Origin of the sequence: Longitalea arenae (assembly GCF_016924755.1) — a bacterium.
In the GTDB taxonomy this organism is placed as follows: Bacteria; Bacteroidota; Bacteroidia; order Chitinophagales; family Chitinophagaceae; genus Niastella; species Niastella arenae.
Genome location: NZ_JAFFJX010000002.1, coordinates 168,246 through 182,105, shown reverse-complemented (window position 1 = coordinate 182,105; position 13,860 = coordinate 168,246). Strand labels below are relative to the sequence as shown.

The following is a 13,860-nucleotide window of genomic DNA, read 5'->3' as shown; positions in this document are numbered from 1 at the left end:
GAAGAACGGGCAATTGGCAGTTATTGCCAACTGCCAACTGCCAACTGGAAACTGCCAATTGGTGATTGGGGAAAATCGCATTATAATTAATGCCCGCCGCCAATTATATTTGTTACGCTCAAAATTGAAACGTGCTTAAAAAACTATTCATACAGAATTACGCTATTATTGACGAGATAGAGATCGAATTCTCGCAAAAGCTGAATATCATCACGGGAGAAACCGGCGCCGGTAAATCCATTCTCATGGGCGCGCTGTCATTGATCCTGGGTGACCGCGTAGATACATCGGTATTGCAAAGCCGCGATAAGAAATGCTTTGTTGAAGGCATTTTTGCCATAGGAGAGAAGAAAGGGGTGAAGGCATTTTTACGTGAGCAGGATCTCGATGTGGAAGAAGAGCTGGTCATTCGCCGCGAGATTGGCAGCAATGGTAAATCGCGGGCATTTGTAAATGATACGCCGGTGAACCTGGAACAATTGCGCCGGTTAAGCTCCATGCTGGTTGACCTGCACCGCCAGTTCGATACGCTGGAATTGGGGGAAAGTGATTTTCAGCGCCAGGTGCTCGATGCACTGGCCGGTCATGCAGATGTATTACAGCAATACCAGGCCGCCTATCAGCAGTGGCAGCAGGCCCAACAGGCATTGACCACCTTACTGCAACAGAAAGATCAGTTCACGAAAGAATATGATTACAATAAATTCTTATTTGATGAGCTGCAGGAGGCGGGCCTCAAAGAAAATGAGCTCGAAGACGCTGATGCTGCGCTCCGCCTGCTCAGCAATGCGGAAGGCATCAAAACAGCACTGAGCAAAGTAGGGTATGAATTAAGTGAAGGCGAGGCGCCCTTGGTGCAACAATTGAAAACGCTGAGTAATCAATTGAGCGCTTTTACCGATCATCATACGGCCTTGCCGGCTTTAGTGCAACGCTTGGTATCCGCGCAAATCGAACTGCAGGATATTGCCGACGAAGTAGAGCGCATAAACGACCAGGTACAGTATGATCCGCAAAAGATTGAACAGCTGAACGACCGCATTTCCATTGGCTATAAACTGCTGAAGAAACATGGCGTACATACCACGCACGAATTGCTGGCCATTAAAGATGATCTTGAACAAAAATTACAAGCCGTTCTGAATATCGATGAGGCCATACAAAGCCGGGAAAAAGCGGTACAGCAGTTATTACAAAAGGCTACCGACCTGGCGGCGAAGCTAACGGCTAACCGCGTTAAACAGGTAAAGCCATTGCAGGATAAAGTGAACAAATTACTGGCCCAGGTGGGAATGCCCAATGCCCGTCTGCAGGTAGCGGTTTCGCCTTTAGCGAACCTGCAGGTAACGGGTATCGACGATATTGAATTCTTATTTGATGCCAATAAAAGCAATCGCTACGAGCCCATTCGTAAAGTGGCTTCGGGTGGTGAATTAAGCCGCCTGATGTTATGTATTAAATCGCTGGTGGCGCAGTCGCTCGACCTGCCCACACTCATCTTTGATGAAATTGATACCGGTATTTCGGGTGAAGCGGCCCGGCAGGTGGGTGTTATTATGAAAGACCTGGCCCGCCAACGGCAGGTGTTCAGCATTACCCACCAGCCGCAAATTGCCGGCAAGGCCGATGCCCATTATTACGTGCATAAAGAAAGCAAGGGCAGCGCTATTAAAACCAATATCAGGTTGCTGTCGCAGGACGAGCGCATTACGGCCATTGCGAAGATGCTCAGTGGCGAAAAGCCCACTGCCGCTGCATTGGAGAATGCGCGGGAAATGGTGATGAACTAATGTGATAATGTGATAATGTGATAATTCGATAATCCCGCGGCGCTCTGTTTATATGTTTAATCTGAATTTCGTTTTTTACCTGGTCATGGCAGGCATACCTGCCTATTTTATAAACAGGTATCTGTTGCGGTTGATACAACCCAGGCAATCGATCTACCGGTTTGTGGCGTTTTTGATTGTCATAGTGGCGGCGGCATTTTTATATACATTTATAATAAGTTGGATACTTTTAAAATATATTTGGAAGGTGCAGTAACCGGTTATTTTTAACGGGAAGACAAAATGATGTTATTTTGCGCCTTCTAATTTAAAAAACAAAATTCAATGGCATATAACCTGCTTAAAGGAAAGAAAGGAATCATATTTGGTGCTTTGGACGAAAAGTCAATTGCCTGGAGAACGGCTTTGCGTTGTCATGAAGAAGGCGCACAACTGGTTTTAACCAATGCACCGGTGGCTTTGCGGATGGGGGAGATCAACAAACTGGCGGAAGCGGTGAATGCGCCGGTAATTGGTGCTGATGTAACCAGCATGGACGATCTGAAGAAATTGTTTGAAGAGGCCATGAAGCATTTTGGCGGCCAGGTAGACTTCATTCTGCATTCTATTGGCATGAGCCTGAACGTGCGCAAGAACAAACATTATACAGAAATAGATTACGGCTTTAATCAAAAGACCCTCGATATATCGGCTATGTCGCTGCACCGCGTGCTGCGTACAGCCTGGGATCTGGATGCCATTAGCGATTGGGGCAGCGTAGTGGCCCTTACTTATATTGCTGCGCAACGCGTATTCCCTGATTATAACGAAATGGCAGATGCGAAAGCATTGCTGGAAGGTGTAGCCCGTAATTTCGGTTACCACTATGGCGTTAAAAAGAAAGTGCGCATAAATACAGTATCACAGTCACCTACGAAAACCACAGCTGGCAGCGGCGTTAAAGGTTTTGATGGTTTTATTTCCTATGCCGAAAAAATGAGTCCGCTGGGCAATGCAACAGCCGATCAGTGTGCCGATTATTGTGTTACCTTATTCAGCGATCTTACCAAAATGGTTACCATGCAGAATCTCTTCCATGATGGAGGTTTCTCTTTCACCGGCGTAACGCAGGCTGTTATTGAGCAGATGGAGAAGTAAGGGTTGGTTGAGAAAATGAGGGGTTACTGCGTCGACAAGTTGATAAAGTTAACAGAGGTGATAAGTAAAAAATTATCTTAAAGGTGGGGCACTCCTGACCGGCGTGCCTCGCCTTTTTGCATTTAGATACGGAAAGCTGATCGCTTAATGACAGCTCATATAAGTCTATGAAGCTTTTGCTCGGTAACTTGTAACCTGCAACCGGAAACAAAAAAACCGCCCGCTGTAATGCGACCGGTTTCACTATTTTTTAGCCATGGGCTTTTAATACTCATCTTCATTGAAGAAGAAATCATCCTGGCTTGGATAGTCCGGCCAGATGTCTTCTATACCTTCATATATCTCTCCTTCATCTTCCAGTTCCTGAAGATTTTCTACCACTTCAATGGGTGCACCGCTACGGATCGCGTAGTCAATCAGCTCATCTTTAGTGGCAGGCCACGGTGCATCTTCGAGATAGGATGCAAGTTCTAATGTCCAAAACATGTGATTAGCCTGTTTAAAGTTTTAAATCCATGAACAGTTACTGAATTCAGGGTCGGAGAAAATGCTGTAGTTCCTGTCCCCATTTACCCCTCAATTTTTCGCAAAAGTAACCTTCCTAACGAAAAAACCAAATCTATCTTTGAAAGATAATGGAAGGTTTTCTTAAAAAGTTTCCCCAAACGGGCACTATGAACGGGAAGCCAATGGTTTGTAGTATCTTGACGGCTATATTAGTAATTCACGACACATGTTAACAGCGACAAATATTCAAAAATATTATGGCCAGTTATGGGTTTTGAAAGGGGTTGACCTGGAAATAAAACAGGGCGAAATTGCCTCTATTGTAGGTCCGTCTGGTTCTGGCAAGAGTACGTTGTTGCACATCCTGGGCACACTCGATAAGCCTGATAAAGGAGAGGTAAGGGTGGGAACCCAACGCATCGATTTCCTGAACGAGAAGCAAATGGCCGCTTTTCGTAATCGACGTGTGGGCTTTGTGTTTCAGTTCCACCATCTGTTGCCTGAGTTTACGGCTTTGGAAAATGTTTGTATTCCCGGCTGGATGGCCGGGCGCCGCAAGAAGGAAGTGGAGGAGCATGCTTTATCGCTTTTACAAATGTTGGGATTGGGGGAACGCATCGATAATAAACCAAATGCATTATCGGGTGGCGAGCAGCAACGGGTAGCTGTAGCGCGCGCCCTGATCAATAAACCGGCCATTATTTTTGCCGATGAACCAACGGGAAACCTCGATTCGGCCAATGCCCGGGAGCTGCACCAGCTGTTCTTTACCCTGCGGCAACAATTCAATCAAACTTTTTTAATAGTCACGCACAACGAAGAGCTGGCGCAAATGAGCGACCGGATCCTGCATATGAAAGACGGGAAGATCGTAATGTGATGATGTGCTGATTAGCTAATGTGCTGATTTTTTCCATTAGCACATCAGCACATTAGCAAATTAGTTAATCAGATCCTTGCTTTCCACGCAATCTCTTCCACATTCATTTGGTGGCCGGTATAACGGGCCAGCACAAACAAATAATCGCTGAGGCGGTTCAGGTATTTCAAGATAACGGCATCTACTTCCAGGCTTTCCTGATCGAGCCGGACACAGCATCGTTCGGCCCGGCGGCAAACGCAGCGGGTTATATGCAATTGGGAAAGCACCGGGTGACCACCGGGTAATATAAAACTTTTCATGGGCGGAATGAGCTCGTTCATGCGGTCCATTTCTTTTTCCAGCAAGGTGATATCTTCTTCCCGCAAGTCGGGTATGCGCATTTTGGGTTCCTTCATGGGGTCGCAGGCCAGCGAAGCATTCATGGTAAAGAGGCGGTCCTGCACTTCCTGTAAAAGCGATCTGGCGGCTTCATCGGTAAGCAGGTCACGGCAGAGGCCGATCCATGAGCTTAGTTCATCAACGGTTCCATACGCTTCAATACGCAAATGCGATTTGGGAACTTTTGTTCCGCCGATCAATGAGGTAGAACCCTTATCTCCGGTTTTAGTGTATATTTTTTGAGCCATGATTGGTCAATGTGCTAATTTGCTAATGCGCTGATTTGCTAATAAATGGTCAATGGACAAACAGCTTCCGGTTACGGGATACCGCTTGCCGGGGGCTTGTTTGGGCGCCGGTATTATTCGCGGCAACGGGCAACCAGTGAGCTGGTAATTGGCGACCTGTAACCGGTAACTGGTACCCGGGGTAACCGGCAACTGGTATCCGGTAACTGGTACCCGGTAACCGGCAACTACCTAAGCAATCACCAGTTCTTCGCGCAATTTATCGCTTTCGATCAGGCCGTCGCGCAAGCGCACGATCCTTTTTGCGTAATTGGCAATATCTTCTTCATGGGTTACCAGCACTACGGTATTACCGGCCGCCTGTATCTGGCTGAAGATTTCCATGATCTCTTTGGAAGTTTTGGTGTCGAGGTTGCCGGTGGGCTCATCGGCCAGAATGAGGGAAGGATTATTGACCAGGGCCCGGGCAATGGCCACCCGCTGGCATTGACCGCCCGATAGCTCATTGGGTTTGTGATGGCTTCTTTCTTCGAGCCCAACCTTTTTTATCACATCCATCGCCATGTCATTGCGTTGTTTGCGCGAAATGCCGGCATAAACGAGCGGTAAAGCTACATTTTCAAGGGCGGTGAGTCGTGGCAGCAGGTTAAATTGCTGGAATACAAAACCTATTTCCTTATTACGTACATCGGCCAGGTTATCGTCGGGCATTTTACTTACGTCCTGGCCATTCAGTACATACCGGCCGGCCGATGGCGAATCGAGGCAGCCGAGAATATTCATCAGGGTACTTTTGCCGGAACCCGAGGGCCCCATGAGGGCTACATATTCGTTATTATAAATATCCAGGTCAATGCCTTTCAGCACCTGTAATTCCTGTTTACCCATATGGTAGCTCTTACGAATACCTTCCAGATGAATGATTGAATTCATAGAAAAAGTTTAGATGATCAGTCATATCAGTCACATAAATCATTTAGCGCCTTTTGACTCATTTTACCCTTTGACCCATTTGACTGTTTTGACTCATTTGACTCATTCGACCGCTCTGCCTGATCAGTCCTGTTTTTTTATAACCTTGGGCACTTTGAAGAATGTACCATCTGAGTCGGGTGCATTTTTAAGCGCTTCTTCCCGGGAAATGGAACCTTTCACCTCATCTTCGCGCAACACATTGATGGCATCTGTCATATGTAACAGCGGTTCCACGCCCTCGGTATTCAATTCATTCAGTTTGTCGACAAATTGAATCATTCGTTGCAGATCATTCTTAATTATTTCTTTTTCCTGATCGTTGAACTGCAGGCGGGCCAGGTTGGCCAGGTTCTGTACCAATGCATCATTTACTTCCATACGAACAAAAATAGGCCAAATGCCAATATGCTAATATGCTAATTTGCTGATGTGCTAATGAATACATGATCGGCAATCGGATTTGCAGCACACGGATAAAATGCAAACCGGGAACGTAGTCCTGAGAACCTGGAAAGATGGTAACTTGTTGTAAATGAGCCCATGACGGTGACAGTGAGGGCGGCATTAGCAAATTGGCACATTAGCACATCAGCTCATTCTGAATTTCTTATCTTCGCCCTCCTTATGCAAAGTGTTAAGAAAGAAATCGTAATGAGCGGCATCCGCCCCACCGGGTTTTTGCACCTCGGTAACTATTTTGGGGCCTTGCGCAATTTTGTGCGTATGCAGGATGAATATCCCTGCTTTTTTATGCTGGCCGATCTGCATTCTCTCACCACCCATCCCGATACATCCCAGCTAAAGACCAATATTCACCGGGTACTTGCCGAACACCTGGCCTGTGGCCTCGATCCCGATAAAAGCGCCCTGTACTGCCAGAGCCATGTTTATGAAACTTCTGAGCTCTACCTGTACCTGAGTACCTTATCGATGGTGGGTGAACTGGAAAAGACCCCCACTTTTAAAGACAAGGTGCGTCAGCATCCACAGAACGTAAATGCCGGCCTGTTGACCTACCCGGTTTTACAGGCGGCTGATATATTATTACACCGCGCCAAACTGGTACCCGTGGGTAAAGACCAGGAGCAACACCTGGAAATGGCCCGCAATATCGTAGTGCGTTTTCATCACCGTTACAGCGAAGTATTTCCCGAACCGGTCGCCTTCAATTATGGTGGTGAACTCATAAAAGTGCCGAGCCTCGATGGCGCCGGTAAAATGAGCAAAAGCGAAAACCAATACGCAACATTATACCTCAGCGATCCCGACGACCTCATACGCAAAAAGGTAATGAAGGCCAAAACCGATACTGGCCCCACAGCACCGAACTCGCCCAAACCCGATTACATTGAGAACCTGTTTTTACTGATGAAACTGGTAAGTGCGCCGGATACCCTTCAGAAGTTTGAAGAAGACTACAACGCATGTACCATCAGGTATGGTGATATGAAAAAACAACTGGCCGAAGACATGGTAAGGTTCATCGCGCCGATACGCGAAAAAGCCGAAGCCATTCAGCAGGATACCGAATACCTGAAAAAAGTAATGATCCAGGGCGCCGAAAAAGCCCGGAGCAGCGCACAGGCTACCATGAAAGTAGTACGTGAGGCCATGGGGCTGAATTATTATTAAAAATCAGCGTTCAGGCAGTTTAAAACCGGAAAGAATTAATATCTTAAATTTTTGATTGTCCCGACACAGTCGGGGTAAAACGGGATAGAACTCTAAATAATGGCAAAAACTAAGAAACCGAAGCATATTGCTGTAGCGGGTAATATCGGCGCGGGCAAAACTACGCTCACTGAGCTGCTCAGCAAACATTATCGCTGGATACCCCAGTTTGAAGATGTAGACCACAATCCCTATCTGTTCGATTTTTATGAAGACATGCCCAGGTGGAGTTTTAACCTGCAGATCTATTTCCTCAATAGCCGGCTTAGACAGCTGAATGATATTTTTCGGGGTACCGAAACCGTGGTTCAGGACAGAACCATTTATGAAGACGCTTATATCTTCGCGCCCAACCTGCATGAAATGGGCCTGATGAGCAAACGGGATTTCGATAACTATTTCATGTTCTTCGAAACCTTAAAAACAATGGTGCAGCCCCCCGACCTGCTTATATACCTCAAAGCATCGGTGCCTACCCTGGTTGCACAAATTCAGAAACGCGGCCGCGAATACGAGGAGAATATCCGGCTCGATTACCTGAAACGCCTGAATGATTTTTATAATAAATGGATCGACGGTTACAAAGAAGGTCCCTTGTTGGTAATAGATATTGATAAGAACAAATTCCCTGAAAACGATGAACACCTTGGTGAAATTATCCGCAAGATAGATTCCCAGTTATACGGATTGTTCTAAGGATTCTTCTTCTTCTGTCCATCCCTTAGTTTTCCTGCTGGTAGTTGGCAAAAGGTTGCAGGCTGTTCAGATCACTGGTGATCTTTTTCAGCCATTCTTCCTGTTTTGGTTTGTTCCGCGAATAGTCGGTCTCCTGGTCATACAGCAGCTGGGTTTGCCGGTGCTGTTTCATGGCGTTCTCATATAGCTGGTTAATATCCTGGCTGGCTGTTTTTATATCAAAGCGGTAAGCCTTCATGAGTTGGTTCAGCTTGCGGGCATATATTTCTGCAATATCAAAATGGCCCTGTTCGTGTATCAGTACGTCGTTGTTCTTTATACGTACCCACGAGCGGTTTTTATCAAAGCTGCATTTGATGGAATAGGTAAACCCCTTTTCGTTGTAACCAAACTCAATATTGATATTGCTGCTGGTAAGGGCGGCGTTGGAGGAATGCGGATCCGGTTCGCCTTTAAAATCGCTCCAGCTAAGCTTTCTTGAAGCGTTCCAGGGGATCAGGTTGTTCGATTGTATAACGGCGATCCACACGAGTAATAATGAAATAAGGGCTTTGCTCATAGTTGGTTCCCGGCTGGTTTATGGGGCCAAGGCCCGGGAAAAGCGTATAAATATAATGGCAACTTAAATCAAATTGGCGGAATCTATTTCCTAAAAATTGATCAAAATAAAGCGAAGGTGTAAAATGTAAAGGGTTGTCCCATTCTATGAGACAACCCTTTCTATGGCAAAGTAATCGTTGAGACCGTAATGCTTTAGTTAAAAAGCGTTCTAATTTCAATAAAAAAGTTGATATTAGATGAAAATATGCCGACTATATTTTTGGCGCCGCGGCCAGCACTTCAGGCGCCACTCCCGACGCATATTTTTCAAAATTGGTAATGAACTGTTTAGCCAGGTTTTCGGCTGCTTTGTCGTAAGCAGCTGTATCGGCCCAGGTATTCCGCGGGTTCAGTATAACCGAAGGTACGCCCGGGCAGCTGGTTGGAACTTCCATTCCAAATACCGGATGGGTTTCAAACTCAACCTGGTCAAGGGCGCCATCGAGGGCAGCACTGATCATGGCGCGGGTGTACGACAGTTTCATTCGGCTGCCGGTACCATAAGAGCCGCCGGTCCAGCCGGTATTGATCAACCATACCTTAGCCTTGTGTTTTTTCAGTTTCTCTCCCAGCATACTGGCATAAAAGCCGGGGTGCAGGGGTAAGAAGGGGGCGCCAAAGCAGGCGCTGAAAGTTGATTTGGGCTCGGTAACGCCGGCTTCCGTTCCAGCTACCTTCGCAGTATAACCTGAAATGAACTGGTACATGGCCTGTGCCGGGGTAAGTCGCGAGATCGGGGGCAGCACGCCATAAGCATCACAGGTTAAAAAGAAAATATTTTCAGGAATACCGCCCCGGGCTGGCTCTACCGCATTGCAGATATAGTGTAATGGGTAAGAAACACGGGTGTTTTCGGTAATGCTTTTACTGGCGAAGTCAATTTCATTGGTACCATTATAAAAAGTAGTGTTCTCTACCAGCGCACCACCGCGGATGGCACCGTAGATAGCCGGTTCTTTTTCCGGGCTCAGATCGATACACTTGGCGTAACAACCACCTTCAAAATTGAACACACCCTGGTCGGTCCAGCCATGTTCATCATCACCAATAAGTTTACGGTTCGGGTCGGCGCTTAAAGTGGTCTTACCGGTTCCGCTTAAACCAAAAAACAGGGCCGTATCGCCTTCCCTGCCCTGGTTAGCCGAGCAGTGCATGCTTAATACGCCCCGGTCATGGGGTAATATATAATTGAGAATGGAAAAAATGCCTTTTTTGATCTCGCCAGTATATCCACTGCCGGCGATCAAAATGGTGCGGTGTTTAAAGCTTATGACCGCCGCATTGTGCTGCCGAACGCCGCATTCTTTTGGGTCGAGCTTTAAGCCGGGAGCGGCCAGGATATGCCATTCAGGCGTAAATTGGTCCAGCTCTTCCTCTTCGGGCCGCAGGAACATGTTATAAGCAAAGAGGTTGCTCCAGGGATTGTCATTAATGACGCGGATGTTCAACCGGTAACGGGGTTCCGCACAGGCATAACCGTCGCGTACCCACAGTTCGGGTTGGGCGTTCAGGTGCTCCAGGATCTTTTTGCGAATGCAATGGAAATATTTTTCTTCCAGCGGAATGTTAAATTCATTCCAGTGTACGGTGTTTTCAGTGATCTCGTCTTTAATAATGAACTTATCTTTCGGACTACGGCCGGTAAATTCTCCTGTTCTCACTACCAGGGCGCCGGTGTTGTTCAGTTCGCCCTGGTTTAACCGTAATGTGTCCTGTACTAATTCCTCTGCACTAAGCTGATAATGCAATGTGTTGGTTGAGTGAAGCCCCAGCTCCTCAAGTCCTTTCGTTGGGATGGCAATAGTGGATAATGACATACAAGCGTTCGTTTGTTGAGACTTCAAAGGTATAATTAAAATTTATTCAGTCCAATGCGGCCATTTGGGGCCTTTTTGAATATAATCTAATGCAATGGGTAATTTATTGTAAATTATTTTGCTAACATGTGTTAGTATAAGATCGCATTGATCGGTGAGACGCTTTTTCTGAAAACGTGCGAAACCTGTTTTTATTCAGATTTTGATCGATGTTCAGGAGTGGCAATTACCTGGTTAAGTGGGCTTAATCGTTAAAATGGTGTTTGTGCATCACATCGCTTGCCCCTTTTACTCTATTTTTACGGTTCATTCAATGAAACTCTTACTACATGAAATATCTGCCGCTCGATCCTGCCATTTTTGTGCAGAACCGCAAGAACTTTGTGGCCCGGATGGAAAAGAACTCCATAGCCATCTTCAACAGCAACGATGAACTGCCCACCAATGGCGACGCCCTGCACCCTTTTAAGCAGAACAGTGATCTGTACTGGTTATGTGGTATCGACCAGGAAGATACGATGCTGATCCTGTTTCCGGATAATCCCGATCCCAAGTTCCGCGAAGTGCTGGTGCTGGTACGGCCCAATGAATTAAAGGAGAAATGGGATGGAAAAAGATTGCGCGCTGATGAAGCCAGGAAGATCTCGGGTATGCAAACCGTGATCTGGCTCGACAGCCTCGAGGCGGCATTACAGGGCTGGATACATCTGGCCGAAACCATTTATTTGAACACCAATGAGAATGATCGCAAGGGCAGCCTGGTGCCGGTACGCGATTACCGGTATGCAGAAGCGATGCGCAAGCGCTATCCTTTGCATCAGTACAGGCGCAGCGCCCGTATAATGAAAGAACTGCGGGCGATCAAATCGCCGCAGGAAGTTGCTGTTATACAACAGGCAATAGAAATCACCCACAAGACGTTTGAACGACTGTTGAAATTCATTAAGCCGGGCGTGATGGAGTATGAAATAGAGGCGGAGATCTGGCATTCGTTTTTGTCGCAGCGGGCTACGGGGCCGGCATACAGCAGCATCATAGCCAGTGGCGACCGGGCGCGCATCCTGCATTATATATCGAATAACCAGGAATGTAAGGATGGCGAATTGGTATTAATGGATTTTGGCGCTGAATATGGCGGGTATTGCGCCGACCTTACCCGCACGGTACCGGTGAATGGAAAGTTTACGAAAAGGCAGCGGGAAGTGTATACAGGCTGTTTGCGCCTGCATGAATATGCGAAAAGTATTCTAAAGCCCGGCATCAGCATTGTGGATTATACCGAAAAAGTAGGGGCGGAAGCTACCAAAGTATTTGTGAAGCTGGGTTTGTTGTCGCCCGGCGATGTTAAGAACGAAGACAAGGACAACCGCGCTTACCGCAAATATTTATACCATGGCATTTCGCATCACCTCGGCATCGATGTACATGATCTGGGTACGCGTACCGAACCCATAAAACCAGGGATGGTATTCACTATTGAACCGGGGATTTATATAGAGGAAGAGCAAATGGGAATCCGGATTGAAAATAATGTGTGGATCACCCGTACCGGCAACAAAGACCTGATGGCAAAGATTCCCATAAAGGCGGAGGATATTGAAGCGATGATGAAGAAATAATTAGCTGATGTGCTGATTTGCTCATGTGCTGATGAAAACTAAAAAAAGACTAATACTCAATTGCTAATTTGCAAGCATGAAACACATACCAAACCTGTTTACACTGATCAATTTATTCTTTGGCTGTATTGCGATCATTTACATACTGCAGAACGGAATTATCATTGTCAGTGATGAACAGGGTACCCAGTTGATCGAAATCCCCGAGAAATTATGGATGGCCTCTTTATTCATTGCCCTGGCTGCTGTAGTTGACTTTTTAGATGGATTTGCGGCGCGCTTATTCAATGCTACTTCTGCTTTGGGCAAAGAACTCGATTCCCTGGCCGATGTAGTGAGCTTTGGCGTGGCGCCGGGTTTGATCGTTTACCAGTTCCTGCGATTGAGTTTTGCATCGCAGCCCAATGGCATTGAAATACCGGTCATCTGGTTAATGCCGGCCCTGTTGATTCCCTGTGCGGCCGCTTACCGGTTAGCCAAATTCAATATCGACGATTCACAGCAATACGGATTCAAAGGCGTTCCCACACCTGCTGTAGGTTTACTGATCGCGTCTTTCCCGCTTATTTACTGGTATTCTCAAAGTGCGGAAGCCGTAAGCCTGATGCAGAATAAATGGTTGTGGTATGCTATTATATTACTGGTAAGCTATCTGATGGTGAGCAATTTGCCGCTGATGGCGCTGAAATTTAAGAACTTCTCGGTAAAAAGCAATTTACCCAAGCTGATTTTACTGTTAGCAGCCATAATTGCAGCTATATTCTTAAAATGGTTGGCTGTACCGGTTGTATTTATTCTTTACATCATCTTATCTTTGGCGTTCAAAAATAAAACCACATGACCTATACAGTTCAGGTGAAGGTAATGCCGTTAAAAGAATTGCTCGATCCGCAGGGAAAAGCCGTAATGGGTGGATTACAAAATCTGGGATTAGGCAATATTCAGGATGTGCGGGTAGGAAAAAATATCACCCTGCAGGTAGAAGCCAACACCCCTGACCAGGCAAAAGCCATTGCCGAAGAAGCTTCCAGGAAGTTACTCGCCAACCCGGTAATGGAATACTTTGAACTTTCAATTAGCTAATTAGCTAATGTGCTGATGTGCTAATGGTTGTATTCTGAATAGTAGCAGCTTTTGTAAACGAAATGATCTTTATGCAAAAGGTGCTATTCAAGGAAAACATGATCTTAAGGCTTTCATTCGATTTTTCATTGAAGCTGATAGCATATTGTGAGCAGTTAGAAGCTTTAAAAAAGTTTGTAATTACGAATCAATTGTTAAGATCCGGTACTTCCATTTGTGCCAATGCCATGGAGGCACAGAATGCTGAAAGTAAGAACGATTTCATTCACAAAATGAAGGTCGCAGCCAAGGAAGCGGATGAAACACAGTATTGGCTAATGCTGTGTGATCAGTCAGAAGGTTATCCTGATTGTAAAGATCTTATCGTTAAATTGAATGAAATTCAAAGAGTATTGACTAAGATACTGGCAACCTCAAGAAGAAATTAACTTTGTTACTAACAAGGCATGCGTTCAT

15 protein-coding genes are annotated in these 13,860 nt (G+C 46.1%); 9 read left to right on the top strand and 6 right to left on the bottom strand.

Translation table 11 applies throughout. The features are described 5' to 3' along the window. Positions 1-131 precede the first annotated feature (131 nt). Together recN and JT717_RS05780 are read left to right on the top strand one after the other, a co-directional pair. A complete protein-coding gene (recN, locus tag JT717_RS05785; protein WP_205509251.1) occupies positions 132-1,790 on the top strand; it encodes a DNA repair protein RecN in 1,659 nt (552 codons plus the stop codon). A gap of 324 nt (positions 1,791-2,114) precedes the next feature. Beyond that, positions 2,115-2,927, top strand: a complete 813-nt coding sequence (locus JT717_RS05780; RefSeq protein WP_205509250.1) for an enoyl-ACP reductase FabI — start codon at positions 2,115-2,117, stop codon at positions 2,925-2,927. Positions 2,928-3,191: 264 nt separating this feature from the next. Here the strand turns inward: JT717_RS05780 and JT717_RS05775 are convergent, their stop codons facing one another. Continuing rightward, a complete protein-coding gene (locus JT717_RS05775) occupies positions 3,192-3,413 on the bottom strand; it encodes a DUF2795 domain-containing protein (RefSeq protein WP_014221625.1) in 222 nt (73 codons plus the stop codon). Between the two features lie 247 nt (positions 3,414-3,660). Between JT717_RS05775 and JT717_RS05770 the strand changes: the two genes are divergently transcribed. Next, the gene (locus JT717_RS05770; protein ID WP_205509249.1) at positions 3,661-4,314 is read left to right on the top strand and encodes an ABC transporter ATP-binding protein; all 654 of its coding nucleotides are present in this window, start codon (positions 3,661-3,663) and stop codon (positions 4,312-4,314) included. A 68-nt stretch (positions 4,315-4,382) separates the two neighbouring features. Here JT717_RS05770 and JT717_RS05765 read toward each other — a convergent pair whose 3' ends face one another. The 3 genes from JT717_RS05765 to gatC all read right to left on the bottom strand — a co-directional run bounded on the left by JT717_RS05765 (position 4,383) and on the right by gatC (position 6,296). Continuing rightward, entirely contained in the window at positions 4,383-4,943 is a 561-nt protein-coding gene (locus tag JT717_RS05765) for a cob(I)yrinic acid a,c-diamide adenosyltransferase (protein ID WP_205509248.1), read from the bottom strand. Positions 4,944-5,174: 231 nt separating this feature from the next. Then, complete coding sequence (locus JT717_RS05760; RefSeq protein ID WP_240347857.1) at positions 5,175-5,876, bottom strand: ABC transporter ATP-binding protein; 702 nt, start codon at positions 5,874-5,876, stop codon at positions 5,175-5,177. 123 nt (positions 5,877-5,999) lie between these two features. Continuing rightward, positions 6,000-6,296, bottom strand: coding sequence for an Asp-tRNA(Asn)/Glu-tRNA(Gln) amidotransferase subunit GatC (gene gatC / locus JT717_RS05755; RefSeq protein WP_205509247.1), 297 nt, complete (start codon positions 6,294-6,296; stop codon positions 6,000-6,002). Between the two features lie 246 nt (positions 6,297-6,542). On the opposite strand from gatC, the gene trpS reads away from it, so the two are divergent. Further along, positions 6,543-7,550 (top strand): tryptophan--tRNA ligase, encoded by a 1,008-nt coding sequence (gene trpS / locus JT717_RS05750; RefSeq protein ID WP_240347856.1) that lies wholly within the window; start codon positions 6,543-6,545, stop codon positions 7,548-7,550. A gap of 99 nt (positions 7,551-7,649) precedes the next feature. Further along, entirely contained in the window at positions 7,650-8,285 is a 636-nt protein-coding gene (locus tag JT717_RS05745; protein WP_205509246.1) for a deoxynucleoside kinase, read from the top strand. A gap of 25 nt (positions 8,286-8,310) precedes the next feature. Here JT717_RS05745 and JT717_RS05740 read toward each other — a convergent pair whose 3' ends face one another. Both JT717_RS05740 and pckA read right to left on the bottom strand, forming a co-directional pair. Continuing rightward, the gene (locus tag JT717_RS05740; protein WP_205509245.1) at positions 8,311-8,844 is read right to left on the bottom strand and encodes a DUF922 domain-containing protein; all 534 of its coding nucleotides are present in this window, start codon (positions 8,842-8,844) and stop codon (positions 8,311-8,313) included. A gap of 253 nt (positions 8,845-9,097) precedes the next feature. Beyond that, positions 9,098-10,702 carry a phosphoenolpyruvate carboxykinase (ATP) gene (gene pckA, locus JT717_RS05735; RefSeq protein WP_205509244.1) on the bottom strand — a complete coding sequence of 535 codons (1,605 nt, stop codon included), beginning with the start codon at positions 10,700-10,702 and terminating at the stop codon, positions 9,098-9,100. Positions 10,703-11,031: 329 nt separating this feature from the next. On the opposite strand from pckA, the gene JT717_RS05730 reads away from it, so the two are divergent. From JT717_RS05730 to JT717_RS05715, 4 genes are all read left to right on the top strand, one after another. Further along, positions 11,032-12,321 carry an aminopeptidase P N-terminal domain-containing protein gene (locus JT717_RS05730; protein WP_205509243.1) on the top strand — a complete coding sequence of 430 codons (1,290 nt, stop codon included), beginning with the start codon at positions 11,032-11,034 and terminating at the stop codon, positions 12,319-12,321. 76 nt (positions 12,322-12,397) lie between these two features. Continuing rightward, on the top strand, positions 12,398-13,162 hold the full coding sequence (pssA, locus tag JT717_RS05725) for a CDP-diacylglycerol--serine O-phosphatidyltransferase (RefSeq protein ID WP_205509242.1): 765 nt from the start codon (positions 12,398-12,400) through the stop codon (positions 13,160-13,162). Beyond that, positions 13,159-13,404, top strand: a complete 246-nt coding sequence (gene purS / locus JT717_RS05720) for a phosphoribosylformylglycinamidine synthase subunit PurS (protein WP_205509241.1) — start codon at positions 13,159-13,161, stop codon at positions 13,402-13,404. Before pssA ends, purS begins: the two co-directional genes overlap by 4 nt. Positions 13,405-13,475: 71 nt before the next feature. Continuing rightward, positions 13,476-13,832, top strand: a complete 357-nt coding sequence (locus JT717_RS05715) for a four helix bundle protein (RefSeq protein WP_205509240.1) — start codon at positions 13,476-13,478, stop codon at positions 13,830-13,832. Positions 13,833-13,860 lie beyond the last annotated feature (28 nt).

Bases quoted from the DNA above. Each gene is read 5' to 3' on its own strand.
- JT717_RS05780 (WP_205509250.1), top strand. From the start codon at position 2,115: ATGGCATATAACCTGCTTAAAGGAAAGAAAGGAATCATATTTGGTGCT.
- JT717_RS05775 (WP_014221625.1), bottom strand. From the start codon at position 3,413: ATGTTTTGGACATTAGAACTTGCATCCTATCTCGAAGATGCACCGTGG.
- JT717_RS05770 (WP_205509249.1), top strand. From the start codon at position 3,661: ATGTTAACAGCGACAAATATTCAAAAATATTATGGCCAGTTATGGGTT.
- JT717_RS05765 (WP_205509248.1), bottom strand. From the start codon at position 4,943: ATGGCTCAAAAAATATACACTAAAACCGGAGATAAGGGTTCTACCTCA.
- JT717_RS05760 (WP_240347857.1), bottom strand. From the start codon at position 5,876: ATGAATTCAATCATTCATCTGGAAGGTATTCGTAAGAGCTACCATATG.
- gatC (WP_205509247.1), bottom strand. From the start codon at position 6,296: ATGGAAGTAAATGATGCATTGGTACAGAACCTGGCCAACCTGGCCCGC.
- trpS (WP_240347856.1), top strand. From the start codon at position 6,543: ATGCAAAGTGTTAAGAAAGAAATCGTAATGAGCGGCATCCGCCCCACC.
- JT717_RS05745 (WP_205509246.1), top strand. From the start codon at position 7,650: ATGGCAAAAACTAAGAAACCGAAGCATATTGCTGTAGCGGGTAATATC.
- JT717_RS05740 (WP_205509245.1), bottom strand. From the start codon at position 8,844: ATGAGCAAAGCCCTTATTTCATTATTACTCGTGTGGATCGCCGTTATA.
- pckA (WP_205509244.1), bottom strand. From the start codon at position 10,702: ATGTCATTATCCACTATTGCCATCCCAACGAAAGGACTTGAGGAGCTG.
- JT717_RS05730 (WP_205509243.1), top strand. From the start codon at position 11,032: ATGAAATATCTGCCGCTCGATCCTGCCATTTTTGTGCAGAACCGCAAG.
- pssA (WP_205509242.1), top strand. From the start codon at position 12,398: ATGAAACACATACCAAACCTGTTTACACTGATCAATTTATTCTTTGGC.
- purS (WP_205509241.1), top strand. From the start codon at position 13,159: ATGACCTATACAGTTCAGGTGAAGGTAATGCCGTTAAAAGAATTGCTC.
- JT717_RS05715 (WP_205509240.1), top strand. From the start codon at position 13,476: ATGCAAAAGGTGCTATTCAAGGAAAACATGATCTTAAGGCTTTCATTC.